17 protein-coding genes are annotated in these 19,294 nt (G+C 60.5%); 9 read left to right on the forward strand and 8 right to left on the reverse strand.

Going from position 1 to position 19,294, the window contains the following annotated elements; all coding sequences use genetic code 11:
* The first annotated feature begins 358 nt into the window (after positions 1–358).
* Entirely contained in the window at positions 359–2,038 is a 1,680-nt protein-coding gene (locus tag ACSQ83_RS22235) for an ABC-F family ATP-binding cassette domain-containing protein (RefSeq protein WP_436229634.1), read from the forward strand.
* Positions 2,039–2,352: 314 nt separating this feature from the next.
* Here ACSQ83_RS22235 and ACSQ83_RS22240 read toward each other — a convergent pair whose 3' ends face one another.
* The 3 genes from ACSQ83_RS22240 to ACSQ83_RS22250 form a co-directional block, all read right to left on the reverse strand.
* Positions 2,353–2,976 carry an FMN-dependent NADH-azoreductase gene (locus tag ACSQ83_RS22240; RefSeq protein ID WP_414952546.1) on the reverse strand — a complete coding sequence of 208 codons (624 nt, stop codon included), beginning with the start codon at positions 2,974–2,976 and terminating at the stop codon, positions 2,353–2,355.
* A 61-nt stretch (positions 2,977–3,037) separates the two neighbouring features.
* The gene (locus tag ACSQ83_RS22245) at positions 3,038–3,679 is read right to left on the reverse strand and encodes a glutathione S-transferase family protein (RefSeq protein ID WP_436229635.1); all 642 of its coding nucleotides are present in this window, start codon (positions 3,677–3,679) and stop codon (positions 3,038–3,040) included.
* Positions 3,680–3,811: 132 nt separating this feature from the next.
* The gene (locus ACSQ83_RS22250; RefSeq protein WP_436229636.1) at positions 3,812–4,702 is read right to left on the reverse strand and encodes a LysR substrate-binding domain-containing protein; all 891 of its coding nucleotides are present in this window, start codon (positions 4,700–4,702) and stop codon (positions 3,812–3,814) included.
* Between the two features lie 116 nt (positions 4,703–4,818).
* Between ACSQ83_RS22250 and ACSQ83_RS22255 the strand changes: the two genes are divergently transcribed.
* On the forward strand, positions 4,819–5,814 hold the full coding sequence (locus ACSQ83_RS22255; RefSeq protein WP_436229637.1) for a zinc-binding dehydrogenase: 996 nt from the start codon (positions 4,819–4,821) through the stop codon (positions 5,812–5,814).
* A 127-nt stretch (positions 5,815–5,941) separates the two neighbouring features.
* Positions 5,942–6,595, forward strand: coding sequence for an ureidoglycolate lyase (locus ACSQ83_RS22260; protein WP_436229638.1), 654 nt, complete (start codon positions 5,942–5,944; stop codon positions 6,593–6,595).
* A 137-nt stretch (positions 6,596–6,732) separates the two neighbouring features.
* Here ACSQ83_RS22260 and ACSQ83_RS22265 read toward each other — a convergent pair whose 3' ends face one another.
* Both ACSQ83_RS22265 and ACSQ83_RS22270 read right to left on the reverse strand, forming a co-directional pair.
* Entirely contained in the window at positions 6,733–7,692 is a 960-nt protein-coding gene (locus ACSQ83_RS22265) for a quinone oxidoreductase family protein (RefSeq protein ID WP_436229639.1), read from the reverse strand.
* 37 nt (positions 7,693–7,729) lie between these two features.
* Positions 7,730–8,434: an SDR family oxidoreductase gene (locus ACSQ83_RS22270; protein ID WP_436229640.1), complete on the reverse strand. Its 705-nt coding sequence runs from the start codon at positions 8,432–8,434 to the stop codon at positions 7,730–7,732.
* 139 nt (positions 8,435–8,573) lie between these two features.
* On the opposite strand from ACSQ83_RS22270, the gene ACSQ83_RS22275 reads away from it, so the two are divergent.
* Positions 8,574–9,497: a LysR substrate-binding domain-containing protein gene (locus ACSQ83_RS22275; protein WP_436229641.1), complete on the forward strand. Its 924-nt coding sequence runs from the start codon at positions 8,574–8,576 to the stop codon at positions 9,495–9,497.
* A gap of 38 nt (positions 9,498–9,535) precedes the next feature.
* Here ACSQ83_RS22275 and ACSQ83_RS22280 read toward each other — a convergent pair whose 3' ends face one another.
* A complete protein-coding gene (locus tag ACSQ83_RS22280) occupies positions 9,536–10,111 on the reverse strand; it encodes a DUF1349 domain-containing protein (protein WP_436229642.1) in 576 nt (191 codons plus the stop codon).
* A 353-nt stretch (positions 10,112–10,464) separates the two neighbouring features.
* Here ACSQ83_RS22280 and ACSQ83_RS22285 point away from each other — a divergent pair, with 353 nt between their 5' ends.
* The 5 genes from ACSQ83_RS22285 (at position 10,465) to ACSQ83_RS22305 (ending at position 16,920) form a co-directional block, all read left to right on the forward strand.
* Entirely contained in the window at positions 10,465–12,738 is a 2,274-nt protein-coding gene (locus ACSQ83_RS22285) for a putative bifunctional diguanylate cyclase/phosphodiesterase (protein WP_436229643.1), read from the forward strand.
* A 184-nt stretch (positions 12,739–12,922) separates the two neighbouring features.
* Positions 12,923–14,017 (forward strand): ABC transporter substrate-binding protein, encoded by a 1,095-nt coding sequence (locus ACSQ83_RS22290; RefSeq protein WP_436229644.1) that lies wholly within the window; start codon positions 12,923–12,925, stop codon positions 14,015–14,017.
* Between the two features lie 5 nt (positions 14,018–14,022).
* A complete protein-coding gene (locus tag ACSQ83_RS22295) occupies positions 14,023–14,943 on the forward strand; it encodes an ABC transporter permease (protein ID WP_436229645.1) in 921 nt (306 codons plus the stop codon).
* Entirely contained in the window at positions 14,940–15,797 is an 858-nt protein-coding gene (locus ACSQ83_RS22300) for an ABC transporter permease (protein ID WP_414952534.1), read from the forward strand. The genes ACSQ83_RS22295 and ACSQ83_RS22300 overlap by 4 nt, the downstream gene beginning before the upstream one ends.
* A 34-nt stretch (positions 15,798–15,831) precedes the next feature.
* The gene (locus ACSQ83_RS22305; RefSeq protein WP_436229646.1) at positions 15,832–16,920 is read left to right on the forward strand and encodes an ABC transporter ATP-binding protein; all 1,089 of its coding nucleotides are present in this window, start codon (positions 15,832–15,834) and stop codon (positions 16,918–16,920) included.
* A gap of 29 nt (positions 16,921–16,949) precedes the next feature.
* Here the strand turns inward: ACSQ83_RS22305 and oxlT are convergent, their stop codons facing one another.
* Together oxlT and ACSQ83_RS22315 are read right to left on the reverse strand one after the other, a co-directional pair.
* Positions 16,950–18,296 (reverse strand): oxalate/formate MFS antiporter, encoded by a 1,347-nt coding sequence (gene oxlT, locus ACSQ83_RS22310; protein ID WP_414952532.1) that lies wholly within the window; start codon positions 18,294–18,296, stop codon positions 16,950–16,952.
* A gap of 70 nt (positions 18,297–18,366) precedes the next feature.
* Positions 18,367–19,290, reverse strand: coding sequence for an ACP S-malonyltransferase (locus ACSQ83_RS22315; RefSeq protein WP_436229647.1), 924 nt, complete (start codon positions 19,288–19,290; stop codon positions 18,367–18,369).
* Positions 19,291–19,294: the final 4 nt, after the last annotated feature.

Below are 19,294 nucleotides of genomic sequence, written 5' to 3' on the forward strand. Positions count from 1 at the left end.
TAAGCTTAATTACGACAGCGCAAGTGCGTTTATCGCATTATTTCGGCGAACATTGAGGACAACTCCCGGGGCGTTACATCGCTGCAGAGATACTGCCAATGTGATCTGCCCCTCAGTCCAGTCCGTTGAAGTGGCTTGAGTGGTGCCACTTGCCAAGGCTGGCGCACGCCCAAAAAGCCGTCACTCACCGTCTGCTTCTGGCCCCACAAACTGAACGGCGCTGAGCGCCAGTACCCGCCTCACTTTGTGGCCAAGGGACGCCGCAAAACGCAAGCGGCTCTTCAGTCGTGCGGCCAGAAAAGAAACAGCGCTGTACGTCGGTCGGCTATCATGCGTGTCCTCTTCGAAGTAGCTCCCTATGATTTCCGTCCGTAATGTCACGCTGCGCCGCGGCGTCAATGTCGTACTCGACAGCGCGTCCGTCACCTTCACCCCCGGTGAAAAAATTGGCCTTGTCGGCCGCAATGGCGCCGGCAAGTCATCCTTCTTCGGCCTTCTTAACGGCACGCTGCACGAAGACAGCGGCGAGTTCTCGATTCCCACTGCGTGGAAGATGGGCCAGGTTGCGCAGGACATGCCGGAGACCGAGCAGAGTGCGACCGACTTTGTAATCGAGGGTGATACCGTCATGCTGGCCGCGCAGGCCGAAGTAGCCGCTGCCGAGGCCAGCGACGATGGCATGCGCATGGCGCACGCCTACATGGCCCTGCACGACGCTGGTGCACACGATGCGCCCGCACGTGCCCAGGCGCTGATCCAGGGCCTGGGCTTCAGCGCTGCGCAGCTTAGCCAGCCGGTCAACAGTTTCTCCGGCGGCTGGCGCATGCGACTGCAACTGGCGCGCGCGCTCATGTGCCCGTCCGACTTGCTGTTGCTCGACGAACCGACCAATCACCTGGACCTCGACGCGCTGGTCTGGCTCGAAGCGTGGCTCAAGCGCTATCAAGGAACCATGGTCGTGATCAGTCACGATCGCGAATTCCTCGACGCGGTGACGCAGGTGACGGTGCACGTCGACAACGCCAAGCTGGTGCGTTATGGCGGCAACTACAGCAAGTTCGAAGACATGCGCGCTGAGCAGATGCTGTTGCAGCAGGCCTCTATGGCCAAGCAGGCGGACAAGATCGCCCACCTGCAGAAATTCATCGACCGTTTCAAGGCCACGGCCTCAAAGGCGAAGCAGGCGCAGAGCCGGGTCAAGGCGCTCGAACGCATGGAGAAGATCGCCCCCGTGCTTGCCGACGCGGAGTTCACCTTCGAATTCAAGGAACCGCTTAACGTTCCGAACCCGCTGTTGTCGATGCTGGACGCGAGCTTCGGCTACCCGGCGCCGACCGACGCACCGCCGGACACGCCGCCCACGGTCATCGTGCGGGGCATCAACCGATCCGTGCTGGCCGGACAGCGAATTGGCATTCTCGGTGCCAACGGTCAAGGCAAGTCCACTCTGGTGAAGACGGTGGCGCACGAGCTGGCCCTGATTGCGGGCGAGATCAGCGAAGGCAAAGGGCTGAACATCGGCTACTTCGCACAGCAGGAACTCGACGTGCTGCGCCCACTCGACACGCCGATGGAACACATGATCCGCCTTGCCAAGGACACGCCGCCGAACATGCGTGCCCCCGGTCAGAGTGGCACCGAACAATCGCTTCGCACCTTCCTCGGCACTTTCAGCTTCGGTGGCGACATGGTCCATCAGAAGGTCGGCACGATGAGCGGCGGCGAAAAGGCGCGGCTCGTGTTGTGCATGATCGTGTGGCAGCGCCCCAACCTGCTGCTGCTCGATGAGCCGACCAACCACCTCGACCTGGCCACACGCGAAGCGCTGGGCATGGCACTCAACGAATTCGAAGGCACGGTGTTGCTGGTCAGTCACGACCGGTCCCTGTTGCGCGCGGTCTGTGATGAGTTCTGGCTCGTCACCGATGGTGGCGTCGAGCCCTTCGACGGCGATCTCGACGATTACCAGCAGTTCCTGCGCGACGAAGCTCGTCGCATCCGTGAACAGGCTGCCGGGGAGCAGAAGATCGCCGCCTGAGTCAGCCCCGTGGCAGTTCCAGTTCGGAAGCTGCCATGGCGAATCGCGGACGACCGGCTGCGCCTCTTCGGATAACGAATCACCTTATCCAACGTGATTGGAAGATCGCGAATTCGCTTGCCGGTGGCATTAAAAACCGCGTTCGCGATGGCCGCGCCCGCTCCGTGGTTCCGATCTCGCCAACGCCGCGCGCGCCCATTGGCGTGTGAGGGTCCTCCAGAAGCGACGTCCTGGGGTCAAAGTCCAATTCAAGCTCATTGCCGTTAATGACGACATGCATGCTTGAAGCGAACAGAAGTACGGCAATTCCCTGCTTACAAATCGCGGGCAAGCTCGCGAGCTTTTTCGCTGGCCTCATTGCGGGACGCATGGTCCTGCTCGGGGCCTGCCAACGTTTTTTCAACGCTGATCACACGTACGTCGGTGATCCCAACCATGCGCGACCACATGGTGAGATAAGCGGTCTGAAAGTCGAACTGATCCTGTGGAAAATCCGCCCCAAGCTGAACGCCTCGCGCCGCGATCGTGACGACCGTCCTTCCGCCAAGCAGGCCGTTCAATCCTCTTTCGTCGAATGTAAACAGCACGTCCTTTTGCGAGATGACATCGATCAGATGTTTGAGCCGATACGGGATGCCGAAATTCCACATCGGTACGCTGAAGAGAATGACGTTTGCCTGCCGGAACCGTTCAGCAAGCGTACTGACGGCGCGCCACGCGTCAGCCTGCACGGGATCGAGCGGCCGGCCCTCGATGCCCGCGTATTTTGCTTCGAGCACCGGCCCGTCGAAAACAGGCAGGTCGATTTCCCAAACGTTCAGTTCGTCGACGGTCCGGTCCGGATGTCCCTCCTTCCATGCGTCAATGAAGGCGTTAGCGACCTGCCGGGACGCTGAGCGCCCTGTGCGCGGCGAACCAATTACGTGAAGAAGATGCATAAGTGCTCGCAAAGGTAAGTTGAATGAAGAGCGAATCGCCGCGCTGTCATGTCATGTCATGTCATGTCAGCACCGGCGTCAGGTCCGGATCGCCTTTGGCCATCGCCCTCTGATACCCGGCTCGTTCGCCGATTCGCTGAAGATACGCCAATAAGTGAGGATATGGCTTCAGATCAAGCGGATGAAACAGACGCATCGTGGTCAGCGAAAAGACACTCATGATGTCTGCCGCGGTGAACGCGCTGCCAGCAAGATAGTCGTTCTGTGCAAGCTGCGCTTCGATCAGCGCGAGCACCTTGTCCAGTCGTCCCTGCGCCGACGTCAGGATCGGATGGTCCCGTGCCAGCCCGCAGCGCCCAATGAACATCGATCGGCCCATTACCGGCTGAAGATTGCCATTGGCGAAGTGAAACCAATAAAGATAGGCAGCGAAATCGGGATGATCGGGCCCATGCTGCAGGCGTCCGTGACCGTATCGGGCGAGAACAAATTGGACGATCGCGGCCGACTCGGCAAGCAAGATCCCATCGGCTTCAATGAGCGGTGCGGCGCCGAGCGGATGCAGCGCCTTGAGTTCCGGCGGTGACAGCTGCGTGACCGGGTCGCGCGTGTATTTTTCGAGCTCGTAAGGAACCTCGAGTTCTTCACAGAGCCAGACGATCCGTTCCGACTGTGAGTGACCAAGGTGATGGATTTTTAGCATGAACCTTTCCTTGTAAGAAGTGCGGCAAGTGATCCGATTCTTCCGGATAACGTCGGCACGCGTTGATTCAAAAAACGACCCCCGGCCGCAAGTCGGTAACGCATATCCTGTGCCCCTTTTCTTGTCGTCAATTCAGACGGCCAATGCAAAAGCCGCCTGAAGATAGTCCATCAGCAGCTTGACACGCACTGGCACTCGTCTGCCGGCGGGATGAACCAGGTAGGTGGGAACAGATTCACGCTGGAGCTGCGGCAGGAGCACCTGCACTTCGCCTGTGGCAATCTCCGGCGCGACGACCCACGCTGGTACCTGCGCGATGCCAAGTCCACACAATATGCCCGCGCGAATTTGCTCGGCGTCGCCGGTCATGAACGGTCCGCGCGGCGTGTAGGCGACCGTCTCGTCACCCGACCCGAATACCCACGGACGACGTTCCCGCCCATGGGCGAAGACCACGCAGTCGTGCGCATCGAGATCGTCGAGACACGTCGGCATCGCGTGCGTCGCGAGGTAAGTGCGGCTTGCGACGAGTAGGAAAGGCGAGTCGCAAAGCTTCCTCGCGGTCATCGAAGAATCCTGCATGCGGCCATGACGGATCGCGAGATCGATCCCGTCGCCGATCAGATCGACCTGACGCTCCGAGACCGACATCTGGATTTCCACGTCCGGATAACGTCGGAAGAACTCGGGCAGCAGCGGCGTAATACACAGGCGTCCGTGCGCGGGCGACGCGCTCAGACGGATCAAGCCGCGCGGCGATTGCTGCCTGTCGCCCACCGATGACTCGGCGAGATCGACATCTTCCAGCAGCGTCTTCGCCGAGGAATAGAACGTTTGCCCCGCTTCGGTAACGCTCACCTGGCGCGACGTGCGTGCAAGCAGTTGCGCGCCCAGATAGCGTTCGAGCGCGCGGATCTGCTTGCTCACGGCGGGCTGCCCCATCCCTTCGGCACGCGCCACGGCCGTGAAGCTGCCACTTTCGACCAGCCTTACGAAGAGCCGCATTGCGTCGAGTCGATCCACTTGTTCCGCTCCCCTTTCATCAATTCCGAATTGGAATCAATGGTATGCCCGTTACAGCCGTTTTCGCAATGGATCAGGACGCTTAAGGTAGCGCTTTCCAATCAAGGAGTTAAACGATGAAAGCGATTTGTGTAACGGCCCCGCGAGACCTGGAAGTGCGCGAGGTGCCGACGCCCACCGAGGCGGCAGCGGGCCATGTGCTGATTGAAATGGCAGGATCCGCGATCAATCACGGCGACAAGACTTTCCTCAAACAGCCCGCGTCGTTGGGAGTAGCGCTGCCTACCGTTCGGCACGACGTTTGGGGGGCATCGGGTGCGGGTACCGTTATCGCGGTCGGAGACGGGGTGCCATCGCGGTACGCCGGTCGACAGGTCGCCATTTACCGGTCGCTTGGACGCAGCGCGGAAAGCATAGGGCTATGGTCGGAGCGGGCGCAGATGCCTTACACCACCTGCCTGATCTTGCCGGACCATGTGTCGGCCCTGGATTACAGCGGCTCGCTGGTCAACGTGATGACGGCGTACGCGTTTATCGATGAGATTATCGCGGCGGGGCATCGGGGCATCCTTGTCACGGCAGGGAATTCGGCGACCGGCAACGCGATCGCCGCGCTTGCCCGCGAACGCGGCTTGCCGGCAGCTTTCCTCGTTCGCACGGACGCAGCGCGCGACGCGTTGCATGCCGCGGGTATCGAACATGTGATCGTGACCCATGAAGGGTTCACGGCGACGCTCGCCGAACTCTCAGCGAAACTGGGAGCGACGGCGGTGTTCGACGGCGTGGGCGGCCGGTTGCTCAGCGACGTGGCAACGGCCTTGCCGGTGAATTCGACAATCTGGTGCTACGGTTTTCTGGACGCGGCGTCGCCAGTGTCGTTCCCGAGCGCGCTGGTCATGATGAAGAACCTCGTCATCCGGCGTTTCAGCAACTTCGACAGCGCGACCGTCAAGGACCGGGGAAGACTCGGGGCCGCGTTGCGGGCGCTCGAACCGGTGATCGAGGATCGGCTATACCGGACCCGGATTGGCGAAACGTTCGTCTATGAGCAAATCGACGCGGCGATGACTTATGAGGGCCGGGACGGCACGAAGGCCATTCTGACCGCGTGACGCTGTTCGTTGAGGCATGACAAAGCTGGATCAGGCGCCAGCGGCTTCCTTGGGACGCGTGCGACGTTTAAAAAATCGAACAATGCCCCACCTTCGTTCAAATTGTCGACTCGTATAAACTGTACCGATGACCCATGAAATCGACTACCTCAACCCCGCCCTTCCCCGTGGCCTCCGACGCGTGTCGATGCCTGTGGTCGACGCGACTCCCGCCACACTTGATGGATTCGGCAGGCTTGTGACAGACCCGAGCGAGTGCTCGATCGAGATCGTGCAATGGCCGGCAGTGGGGACAAGGCCAATCGACCCCGGAACCGGTGATGAGGCAGGCACGACCGAAGGGACATTCGTGAGCGAATGGCGCGGGGATATTCTCTACGGCCGAAACGAGGCCGTGGGCGGGAACTACATCCTTGCATACGCGAAGGAGCCTGAAGCAGCGCGCGACGACAACGCCAATGCCCCGGAACTCATGTTACTTTGGCATGCGAACTATCACCCCGACGGCGGACAACTTTTCTTTCCTCTCGACCATCGTCCGTTCTACATTCCACTCGCGTTGCCCGGGGACGACATTACACCCGAGAAATTCGTGTGCTTTCGCTTCAATGGCCAGCAGGGTCTCTACATCCACCCGAACGTCTGGCATGAAGGTGTGTTCACGCTTAGCGGGACGCAGCGGTTTTTTGATAAGCAGGGCGCAGTCCATGCGCGCGTCTCTGTCGACTTTGCCCGCGAGTTTGGCTGTCTTCTCGAGGCGCCGATCGCCAGCGCCGCCTGACCGTCTGGTCGAGGAGCGCGTCAAGCCGGCTGTAGAGCGCGGAGGAATTCAATCTCTGCCTAAAAACGAATTCCACCGCATTGCACTGGACCACTCAGCACGTCGTCCAGATGAGTACGTGTCATCTCACGCCGATTTCAAGGCAGCAACACGATCTTGCCGATGCTCTGGCGGCTTTCAAGTTCCCGGTGGGCCTGCGCGCCGTCTCGCAACGCGTACGTTCGCGAAACGCGCGGCGTCACGTCGCCCGACCGGATCCAGTTGAACAATTCCGTGGTGCGCGTCTGGCGCTCTTCAGCCGTGGTGAGCACGTTCCACAGGTCACCGCCGACCAGCGCCAGCGACCGGTCCATGAGCAGCCGCGGGTCCACGGGCGCCGGATCGCCCGCCGCCATGCCGTAGAAAACGATCGTGCCACCGGTGCGCGCGGCGTCCAAGCTCTCGCGCAGCGTCGTGCCTACCGAGTCGTACACCACGTCCGCGCCGCGCCCGCCCGTGAGCGACTTCACGGCCTCAAGCCAACCCTCGGTGGGGATCACAAACTCCGTGCCGAGATCGCGCACGGCTTTCCGCTTGGCCTCCGTCGAAGCGATGCCGATGACGCGCGCCCCCAAGTGCCGCAGGATCTGGACGAGGAGCAGCCCCACGCCTCCTGCCGCTGCGTGCACAACGGCCCAATCCCCGGCGCGCAACGCGACGCTGTCGCGGCACAAGTACTGCGCGGTCAGGCCCTGGAGCAGGCTGCCGGCGGCCATCTCGAAGGAAATTTCATCCGGCAACGCGACGAGGCGGCTCACATCGACCGCGCAGAGTTCCGCGTTGGCGAATGGGCTGTCGGCGAAACCCACACGCTGACCGGGCTGCAGGCCGCTGCGCTGAGGCGCCGTGACGACCTCGCCAGCGCCCTCGTAGCCGAGGATCCACGGCGGCGCCCCGGCAAGGTGGTAGTTCCCCTTGCGCCGATAAACATCAGCGAAGTTCAGGCCGATGGCGCGCATGCGCACCAGCGCCTGCCCGGAGCCCGGAACGGGATCTGGCACCGCTTCGTAGCGGAGGACGTCGGCATCGCCGAATTGATGAAAGACTAGAGCGTGCATGGATACCCCATATGGTCCTGCCGAAACGTGATTTTCTTCACAGGGATCTCGTCACGCCGCCATCGACACGCAGGTTCTGACCGGTGATGTAGCCCGCCCCCTCGGAAGCCAGGAAGGCGACAGTCGCAGCGATCTCGTCGCTCCGGCCGTAGCGCTGCATTGGCACGCTTTCCCGGCGTTCGTCAGTTTCGGGAAGGCTGTCTATCCAGCCGGGGAGGATATTGTTCATGCGGATGTTGTCCGCTGCGTAGGTGTCCGCGAAAATCTTCGTGAAGGCAGCCAGGCCCGCCCGGAACACGGCGGAGGTCGGGAACATGCCGGAGGGTTCGACGGCCCACGCCGTCGAGATGTTGATGATCGTGCCCGACTTCTGCTGCTTCATCGTCTCCACCACGAGCCGCGATGCACGGACGACATTGAGGAAATAGACGTCCATGCCTCGGTGCCAGTCGTCGTCGGACATTGCAAGCACCTCGCCACGAGGGCCATGCCCCGCGCTGTTGACCAAGACGTCGATGCGTCCCCAACGCGCCAGCACCTGATCGACGAGGCCTCGCAGATCCGCTTCTGATTGATTGGATCCGGTGACCCCGATTCCCCCCAGCTCGCGGCCGAGGGCTTCGCCCTTGCCCGAGGAAGACAGCACGGCGACCCGGTAGCCGTCCTTCGAAAGCCGGCGCGCCGCAGCAGCGCCCATGCCGCTGCCTCCTGCCGTGATGATGGCAACCTTTTCTACTGTCACGATATGTCCTCTCTGTCCTTTGGTACCGCGCTGATGCCAAATGGCACTGGCGCTTGTCGATTGATAGACTAGTCACAAGACGGCGATCAGTCGAGCCCGAACACCTACATCCACTCAGTAGAAAATCTACAGTCAGCTAATGAATATCCCCCTGCACGGGCTTCCGTCGCTGAAAGCGCTTCGCGTCTTCGAGGTCGTGGCGCGGTGTCTGAATTTCCGGCTTGCCGCTGACGAACTCGATGTGACGCAAGGGGCCGTGGCGCAGCTGATGCGCGCACTCGAAGCCGATCTGCGCATCAAGCTATTCGAGCGGCATTCGCGTGGCCTGGCGCTGACCGAGGCCGGTGGTGCCTACGCCGGCCGGGTACGACGCGCGCTGGAAGAGATCGCCGAAGCCACGCGCTTGCTTCGTCCCGGCGAGCAGCACGTCACGATCAGCGTGGCTCCGACGATCGCAGCGAAGTGGCTCTTGCCGCGATTGCCTCGCTTCACCGCGCGCCATCCCGACATCGATTTGCGCGTCCTGGCGACGGACCGCGTGTCCGTTTTTCACACGGACGGCGTCGATCTGTCGATCCGTTATGGGCGCCCGCCGTTTGGTCCGGGCGTCGAGACGCAACTGCTGTTCGAGAACACCCTGATCGCGGTGGGTAGTCCGTCATTGCTTGCCGGAGCGGCGGCCATTGCGCCAGAACAGCTGGCAAACAGTCCACTGATACACGACGCACACGACTCGTGGCCGGCGTTTCTCGCGCAGGCAGGCGTGACGCTTTCTCCGTCGAAGGGCATCCGGTTCAACCAGACCGCCCTGGCGATCGATGCGGCGATCGCGGGCCAGGGGTTCGCGCTCGCCAGTCCGTTCTTCGTCGCGCTTGACCTGGCCGCCGGCCGCCTGGTGCAAGTGGTGCCGCAGGTCTTGCGCACAGGCTCCGACTACTATGTGGTGTCACCGCGACGCGCTCGCAGCGACGCGCCAATGGCCGAAGTAGCCGCATGGCTCGCAGAGGAGGCAATGAGCCCGGATCGTCCAGTCGAACTGCGTACGCGACAGGGTGGCGCCTGAGGCCGCTAAGCTCCAGCCTGCGGACCAAATCAATGCGTTTATGTCAGATCATGTAGATCCTTCTGTTGCGGCGGCATCAGGAGGAATTCGGAAAACTCGACTGTCAAACCGCCGCGCTTCGGGCTGCAGCAAGCAGCTCCTACGAAGTAACTCGCCGCTTTGGGAAACGGCGCCAGCCGTAACATGGGCCACGTCATGCCATCGATAGAAAACTGTATTCTCAGGGCTCCCCGCTCGACCGTCGCGCGCAGCCAGAATCCGTCGGCCGTCGCGATCGGCGATCCCAACGCCCAATCCGACTGGTCAAGCGTGATGACGCTGCTCATCATCAAAGCGCCATCCGTAAGCTCCACGCCGGCCTTCGCCAAGTTGCGCTCGTCAACGCGAATCAGCAATCCAGCCTGGTCATAAAGCGACGCGAAGTCTCCACGCACATGAATTTGTGCCGAGAAATCACCCTTGGTTCGGATCCCGAATGAATGCCCCGAGTCATGGATAAAATCGTAGTATGTCTCGCGCCAAAAATCGGTTTCCGGGTCCGTCTTGACCCACAAGCGACCGCTTTTCAAAGCCCACTCGCCGGGCTCGTTCAACCATTTGCATCGCTCGAACATGGACTCCTCCTGGAATGAATATGCGCGACGGTAAGCCCCATGTAACTACGCCTTAAGTCACCCACAGCCGGATTCATCTGTATCTAGATTCGCCATCGCGGGTTAAAAATCGGGCCGGATCATCGTCCTCGACATAGGGATACGTCCGCTTTCGGCCGGCTTAGGCTAGCCAACGTCAATCCCCGCGCACCGCGAGAATTCAACCGAAATGACAGCATCCGATAATTTCAGTAGCGTAGAGTAAGCGATTGATTGATCGTATCAAGATGTGTTTTCTGGACGGATGAGCCTTTCATCAGCAAGGACCACTCGGCGCTGCAGACTAAAGGCTTAATAAAAACCTGAGCGAACAAATGGCGAACATTCCTGCAATCGAGTTGCTGAAGGAGTTTAAGCAACGCATTGATCCGGTTGACCGCAAGAAGGATCTTCTTGCAGCCATTCCGATCGTTGCCGTGAGTCTGGTCGCCGCAACCACTGCCCTCGTTACGTCACCCCAGATTGGCGCTTTCATCTGTTTCGTCGCGTGCATGCTTGCTGGTACCTTGATTTGGCGCATGCGCGCATTGAGCCGGGCAGAAACCTCCTCGCAGCAACTCGCTCACAACCTTCTTGGCATGGCGGAGGACTGCATCAAGTTACTTGATGTGGAAGGGCGCATCCTCTTCATCTCAAACGTAGGCATGGTGCTTGTCGAGGCTTCTCCTGACGACGTGCTTATCGGTCAGGATTGGCTCGCATTTTGGGAAGGCCCTGACGCCAGAGCTGCTTTTTCGCGAGCACGGGGCGGTGAGGCCGTCACTTTTTCGGGGCCCTGCAACTCGCTCGCTGGAAACTTGAAATGGTGGACTTCCGCGTTTGCTCCTGTCTTCGGACGCAATCACGAGGTGGTCGCAGTCCTATGCAAATCGCGTGACATCACAGCAGAGACCTCGCTCATCAATGAACTGAGCGCGTCGGCCAAACTTCAGCGAGATATGGAAGGACATGTAGACGCCGTCTTCTGGTCTGCCAGTCCGGATTTCAAGCATCTGCATCACGTGAGTTCCGCGTTCGAGCGCATGTGGGAAATGCCCGTAGCCGAGATCATGAAGGACAATACGATCTGGTCGCGCCGCGTCGAGCCTTGCGACCTGGTCGAACTAAGAGTGAAGATGAAGCAGGCAGTGGGTTCGATGGCACCCACGCAAAGCTATTTTCGCCTGCATCTGTCGGGAGGACGGACACGTTGGGTAAGGGCAGATATCTATCCGGTCGTTGAAAATGAAGTTGTGGAAAGAGTGGTCAGCGTTTGCGTCGATGCCACGAGCGAGCGTGAGCGGCTGATGCAACTGCACGCAATGGCTCACTTCGATAGCCTGACGGGACTTGCAAACCGCAGTGCCATGACGGCGGCGCTCAAGGCGCACTGTGACGACGGACAACCTTTTGCGTTTGTATTCCTCGACGTCGATCGCTTCAAGGCTGTGAACGACATAGCCGGGCACTCTGTCGGGGACAAGGTTTTGCAGGCGATCGCGACTCGGATCTTGGGTGTGTTGGCCCCTGACAGTATTGTTGCTCGCGCGGGGGGTGATGAGTTCACCGTCATTGTTCCAGGGCTTCACGAAGAGCACGCGGTGGAACAAATTTGCCAAAGCCTGAAGGACGCGTGCCTGATGCCGGTCAGGGTGGGCAACCAGTCGATATCGATCACTTATTCGATTGGCGTCGCGCTCTTTCCCGAACATGGCGATACCCCTGAAGCGCTATATACAAGCGCCGATCTTGCCATGTACTCCGCGAAGCGCGCGGGACGAAATACGTCGCAAGTTTATGGCGAAAGCGAGCAACAGGAACTGTCCCGGGCCTTTTTCGAAGGAGAGTTGCGCGATGCGGTGCAGCGCAATCTTTTTGTACTGCATTATCAGCCGCAGTTCGACGCTTCAACAGGGGCCATGCTGGGCTTCGAGGCGCTCATCCGATGGCAGCATCCCAGGTCTGGGCTGATCCCTCCCAATGCGTTTATTCCGTTGCTTGAAGAGAGCGGATTGATTGTCGATACGGGTCACTGGGTGATCAGGCAGGCGATTGCCGATCTTAGACGTTTCCGTGAAGGCGGGATGACGAACACGTCGATGTCCATCAACGTGTCAGGCAAGCAGCTTGCCGATAACCGACTGATTCCCACGCTGATCGAGGCGCTTGAAGCGAGCGATGTAGACCCAAGAAAGCTCACGCTGGAAATCACCGAATCGGCTTTGGTTGGCGACTTCGACGGAGCGCGCGATATGCTTGAGCGCATCAAGGCGATGGGCATAAAAATCGCAATCGACGACTTCGGCGCCGGGTATTCCAGCTTGGGATACCTGGCCAGGTTTCAGCCTAATATCCTGAAGCTGGACAAATCGTTTGTCGATGAAATCGCTTTGAGCATTGCGTCAAGGACCATCGTTGAAGCGGTTATCTCGCTTGCGCACCAACTAAACCTGAGCGTGACGGCTGAAGGCGTTGAAACGCAGGAGCAACTGGAAATCTTGCGCCTGGCCGGCTGTAACGAGATACAGGGCTTCCTGTGGGGACGACCCGTTACGTTCGAGCAGCTATTGACGGCCTATCGGTTTCCGGTTGCAGACGTTGAATACTAACGGTATGCCGGCCACATCCCTCCATCTGAGCCATGTGCTTCAATCATGGCAGACATGACGATATATCAGTTGTGATGGCCATTTTGCGCTCCTAAGATTTTCGTGCGCGGACAAAGCCGGACGGGTACGACCGTTCGCCCGGCGCATAGGTCGGACATCTCACTTAATATCCACGGAGTCGGCGATGAAAAAATTCAGCACAGGACGGCGGCAAGCCGTCAAGACGATCGGCGCAGCGCTCGCAGCGTCCGCATTGCCGGCTCCGTTCCTCAATCTCAGGGCTCAGGAACACAACTTCTCCGGCAAGACGCTACGCCTCCTGACCTGGTCAGACGATACAGGCACTGCCGCACTGCACAACATCGCTGCGACCTTCTCAGCAAAAACCGGCGCGAAGGTGATCGCGGATCGCGCTGACGGTACTTCCGGCATGGTCGCCAAGGTGAAAGCCGCGGGCGACCGTCCCACCTACGACGTCATCACGCTCGCGGGCGTGGGCGCCTCAGGTCTCGGCGATGCGGGCCTGCTCATCAAGCCCGACCTCGACAAGCTGCCAAATCTCAAAGAAGTGGAGGCGCGGTATAGAACCGGCGCGGACGGTTTTGGTGTCGGCTACCTGTTGTGGTCCGACGGCCTGATTTACAACACGTCGACCATCAAGACGCCGCCGTCGTCGTATGAAGCGCTGTGGGATCCGAAGTACGCCGGCCGCCTGTTCCTGCCGCCACCCGAGTTTGCAGAGGCGGTCGATCTGGCGATCATCGCCGCAAAAATGTCGGGCGGTTCGCAGCAGAATATCGATCCAGGTTTCAAGAAGCTCGCGGAATTGAAGGACCGGGTGATGACGCTCGGCGAGAATCCGAACCAGGTCGCCGACCTGTTTCGCACGGGCTCGCTCGACATTGGCGGCATTTATTCTCCCGCGTTTTTTCCCGATCAGATCAGGAAGCCCGAATACAAGATGGGCGTGACGTACGGCATGAAGGAAGGCTTCGCCACGCAGTTGATGTTCACGGTGATTCCAAAATCGCATCCCGGCGATCTCGACCTGATTCACGCGTTCATCAATCATTCGCTCGATGCCGGCGTGCAAGGCAAGATGGCCGCCGACGTGCTGAACGGCCCGGTAAATTCGAAGGCGGTCATTCCCGCCGAGAGCCTGCGGTTCGTGCCGAGCCCGAAGCAGATTGCGGAGAAATCCGTCCTGCACGACGACAAATCACTTGCTGTTGTACAGGCTGCGTGGATCAAGCGCTACACCGAGATATTTTCGGCGTGACCACGATGGCCGAGCTTTCTACGCAGCGCGCCGGCCCCGGGGCCCCGGACCAGCCGGTTGCCCCCGGATCCGAAGCCGCGCTCGCCCGCGCGCGGCCGTGGCTGCTGCTCGCCCCGATCCTCGCGTTTCTCGCGGTGCTCGGGGCGGCGGCCCTCGTGGTCCTGCGCATGAGCTTCGGTACACAGGGTGACGAGTGGCACGGGTTCACGGTGCAGAACTACGCGAACCTCGCCGATTCGTATTTCCTGAAGGCGCTGTGGCTGACACTGCGCCTCGCGTTCCAAAGCATGGTGTGTGCGGTGCTGCTGGCGATCCCGGTCGCGCTTGCCATGGCGCGCATAGAGTCGCGGCTCGCCCGGCGCTTGTTGCTGGCGGGCGTGCTGTTGCCGTTGCTCGTCAATCTGCTGCTGCAAGGCTATGGCTGGCTCGTGATCCTCGGCCCGGCTGGATTGCTCAATCACGCATTGCTCGCTAGCGGCGTGATCCAGCGTCCGATGCAATGGCTTTATCGCGAGCATGGTGTGCTGCTTGGGTTGATCCAGACCGCGTTTCCGCTCGCCGTGCTGCCGCTGTCGAGCGCAATGCGCGCCGTCTCGCTCTCGTACGAGGAAGCCGCCGCCACGCTCGGCGCCACGCGCTGGCAGACGCTGCGCCACATCATGCTGCCGCTTGCGATGCCCGGGCTGGTTTCAGGCGCCCTGCTCGTGTTCGCTTACAACGCCAGCGCGTTCGCAGTGCCGCTGTTGCTGGGCGGACGGCGCGTGCCGATGCTCGCCGTGCTGGTGCACGACGAAGTCTCGCCGCTCTTGAACTGGCCGGCAGCCTCTGCCTCCGGCGTCGTGCTGATGGTCGCCACGCTCGCCGTCATGGCGATCTCGCAGAGCCTCGTGCGCCGCACCCAACGTCTCAAGGAGCCGTCCGCATGAGCACTCCAGTCAATCGTGCGCGGCTCCTGCCCGCAACCATGCCGGGCCGGCTTGGCAGGCCCGCGGCGCTGCTCGCGGCCATCGTGCTGTTCCTTGCCGCGCTGCCCATCCTCACGATGATCCTGATGTCGTTCAGCGCCTCGGACACGCTGGAATTTCCGCCGCCCGGCTACAGCCTCCAGTGGTATCGCGCGGCATGGCACAGTGTCGTCGCGCCCGATGCAAGCGACGTGCTTTCCATGGGCACCGCGCTGACGACGAGCCTGATCGTCGCCGTATCGACGATGGTCATTGCGACGCTCGTCTCGGTGCCCGCCGCGTATGCGTTAAGCCGATACCGCTTTCGAGGCAAGTCGGCCGTCGAACAGCTCGTGGCGCTGCCGCTCGTCTATCCGCTGGTGATGCTCGGGCTGTCGCTGCTGCTGGTCTTCAACGTGTTGCCCGTTGAACTCGGCGTGTTCCGGCTCATCATTGCGCACGTGATTCTCGCGCTGCCGTTTACGGTGAAGAACTGCGCGGCGTCGGCGGCATCGATTGGTCCGGAGTTCGAGGAAGCCGCCTGCGTGATGGGTGCGAGCCCGCGCCGCGCGATGTTCGACGTGGTATTGCCGCTGATGCGCCCCGGCATCCTGGCCGGCATGCTGTTCGCGTTCATCATCTCGTTCAACGAGTTCACGGTGACGTTCTTTTTGTACGGCATCAACACCATGACATTGCCAGTATGGCTCTACAGCCGCACGGTGTCGTCGCTCGACCCGACCGTGTTTTCGTTCGCGGTGTTTATTGTTGCCATCGACTTTGCGCTGATATGGCTGCTTGAAAAATTGATCGGCGACGAAGGTGTTGCGCTATGAGCGCTCCAGGTACGCAAGCATCCAAGGAATCCTCATGACTCATCTGACACTCCAGGCCGTGACCAAGCGCTTCAACGCCGCGTACGCCGTCGACCACGTCGACCTGAGCGTTCCGGACGGCAAGCTGGTCTGCTTTCTCGGGCCGTCCGGTTGCGGCAAGACGACCTTGCTGCGCATGATTGCGGGGCTTGAAACACCGAGTTCCGGCAGCGTGACTTTCGCCGGCCGCGATATCACTCATTTGCCGGCCAACCAGCGCGACTTCGGCATGGTGTTCCAGTCGCTGGCGCTGTTTCCGCACATGAGCGTCGCTGAAAATATCGCGTACCCGTTGCGGCTGCGAAAAATGGGCAAGGCTGCGCAAGGGGAACGCGTGGCCGAACTGCTCGAACTGATCCAGCTGCCGCACATGGCGAACCGGCCGGTCACGCAACTGTCCGGGGGGCAGCGTCAACGCGTGGCGATCGCGCGTGCGATAGCGTCGTCGCCGAAACTGTTGCTGCTCGACGAGCCGCTCTCTGCGCTTGACGCCAAGCTGCGTGAATCGATGCAGGTCGAAATCCGCTTGCTGCAGAAGCGCCTCGGCATCACGACGATCATGGTTACGCACGACCAGCGCGAAGCAATGACGATGGCCGATGAAATTGTCGTGATGGAAAAAGGCCGCATTGCACAGGTCGGCAAGCCGCTCGATATCTACCGCAACCCGGTCAGTGAATTCGTTGCGGACTTCATCGGGCTCGGCAATATCCTGCCGGTTACGCAGGATGGTCGCGGCGGCGTGAGGCTGCCGGGCGGCCAGGCGATTGTCGTGGCTGATGGCGCATGGGTGCCCAATTCTGCGGCCGACATCCGCCTGCTGATTCGTCCCGAAGATGTTTGCGTGAAGCATGTCTCGACCACTAGCGGTCCTAACTATCTTTCAGGTACGGTTACGTTTATCCGTGATGTCGGCGCGACGCTGGAAGCGACTATTGACTGCGCAGGTTTCACATTAACCGCCGCCACGACGCAGCGCGAAACGCCCGGCCTCACGCTTGGCATGCCCGTAGTGGCTGAATTGCCCGCGCATGCGTGCAAGCTGATTGCCGCAAGGCCGATGGTCATGAGGTCTCCCGCTTAGGTCTTTTTTGCAATCCGTTGGCACCAAATTTAATGCGCCGCGTCCACACGGGCCGATTGGTCTGCGTATTGCGGGTCGTCAACTTTCTGGCCCGGATCGTCGAGCAAATTACTACGCTCGATAAACGAGCGCCGCATAGGACTCAGTAGCCATTTCGATGCGAGCGCGGCCACTATGCTTACCGCCGCACAGCAAAGGAGAACCGTTGTCCAGTCGCCGGTCATTTCCTTGATCACGCTGCCGAGCGGTACCAACAGTGCAGCAACGCCCTTCGTCGTGTATAAAGCTCCAGCGTTCGCCGTGACATGGGCGTTGCCGAAGGTATCGCCAGCGAGTGCTGATGAGATCGCATAGGTCTCTCCCCAACAGAGGAAGATCAGCGGCCCAAAGATCAAGAAAGCAAGCGGAGAATGTCCAAACTGCGCGAGCCCGAGAAGTGCGACGCCTACGCCAAGAAAGATGGCGAGCATCACGTTCTCTCGCCCGAATCGATCTGAAAGAAATCCGCCAAGGGGACGCGTAAGACCGTTGACGAGGTTGTCGATGGAAAGCGTCAGCGTGAGCAAAGGAATCGTCGTGCCAAGAATGGCGATGGGTACTCTCGCGATGCCGAAATCGCGCGCGATGGATCCCAGTTGCGCCGTTGCAATCAACCCCCCCGTACTGACTGCGGCAAAAATCACATACATCAACCAGAACACCGGCGTTCTCAGCATCTGGCCAGTGGTGAAATCGTGTCGAGTTTCCACGAAACGGCTGGGCGCCGCTTTGCCACGCCTAGGCGGCGCGGGCCGCACCAGGAACATGGACAGGACCAAAATCGACCCGCCCAGGATCGCGGCAAAAGTCAGGAACGCACTCTGGTAACCGTGCGCCTTGATTGCATTGGCGATCGGAATCACCGTCAGCGCAGCCCCCACTCCGAACCCGGTCGCGGTGAGTCCCGACGCAAAACCACGCTTTTCAGGGAACCACTTCAATGCGTTGCCGACACACGTGCCATACACGGATCCCGCACCCACACCCGAGATTACGGCGGCTATATAAAGTATTGGCAGAGAATTGGCATACGCGTTCATCGTCCAGGCGATAAAGATCAATATCGCTCCGCCTGCGACCACGGGACGAGGCCCATATCTGTCCACCAACATTCCCTCGACCGGCCCAAGCCAGGTTTCGACGATGATGAAAATAGTGAACGCTATCTGGATGCTATGTTCGGGCCAACCCATCGTGTTGTGCATCGGCCTGACGAAAAGGGTCCAGCTGTATTGCAGGTTGGCGATGAGGCCCATGCAAAGTACGCCAATCAGCAATTGCAGCCACCGGGTTCTGGCATGCGCCACCTTGGGCTCTTGAAGCTTCGCTTGATACATGAGTGTCTCCTCTCATACTTAGTTTTGCGAAGTACCACCGTGGCCGCCCGGCATGAATGCAGACGACAAATCAGAACAGAGCTCGTTCGACCCAGCGCACTGCACCGTCAATTGAGCGGAAATCACTGAGTGATCGTGCGTCAAGGTCAGGATGGCTTTCTTGCAGCATGCGCACCAGCGACGCACCGGGGCCTAGCTCGAGAAACACGGTCGCACCCCGTTCGACCGCGGCTTCCATGCACATGCTCCAGCGGATCGGCCGGCTCAGTTGATCGGCCAGAGAGTCAACCGCTGCAGCCCAACTGGTCACTGCCGCGCCGCTGACACCCGCGATCACCGGAAATGCTGGAGCCTTCGCATCAACGCCGCGCAATCGCTCCTTGAACGCGGCCGCGGCGGGCTCCATGACGGACGTGTGCGAACTGACTGAAACTTGCAGCATGCGGACGGTGTTCGCACCCTCTTGGGCCGCGAGCAAGGCGATCTGTCCGAGTGCTGCACGGGAGCCTCCGATGACGAAATGATCCTCGCCATTTTCAATCGCGATCTCGGCGCCGAAGCGGCTACAAATTCTGCCCAGTTGCGATTCAAGGAGCCCTCGTACCGCCAACATGCCGCCGCACGCGTCCTTGCAGCCGTTCATCAAAACGGCGCGCGCGCGGGCAAGCCCGATCGTTTCGGCAACCGACAATGCGCCAGAGCAACCGTAGGCCGCCAGCTCGCCAATGCTGTAACCCGCGCACAATACCGGCTCCGGCACGCGAGTCGAAAGTCCTCGCCAGGCGGCGAGCGCCGCCGCGCATATGAGCGGTTGCGCCAGCGCATTCTGGAAAAGCCGTTCGCTCGCGGGCTGCGTATCCAGGTCCCAGAGGTCCATATCCATGAACTCGCTGGCTTCGTCGATGACATCCCGTGCGAGCGTCTCCGCCCGGAAGGCCGCAAGCATGCCAGGATGCTGTGCACCTTGCCCGGAACAGAGGATAGCGAGGCCCATGACG

The sequence above is a fragment of the Caballeronia sp. LjRoot29 genome (genome assembly GCF_964252755.1).
Classification (GTDB): Bacteria; Pseudomonadota; Gammaproteobacteria; order Burkholderiales; family Burkholderiaceae; genus Caballeronia.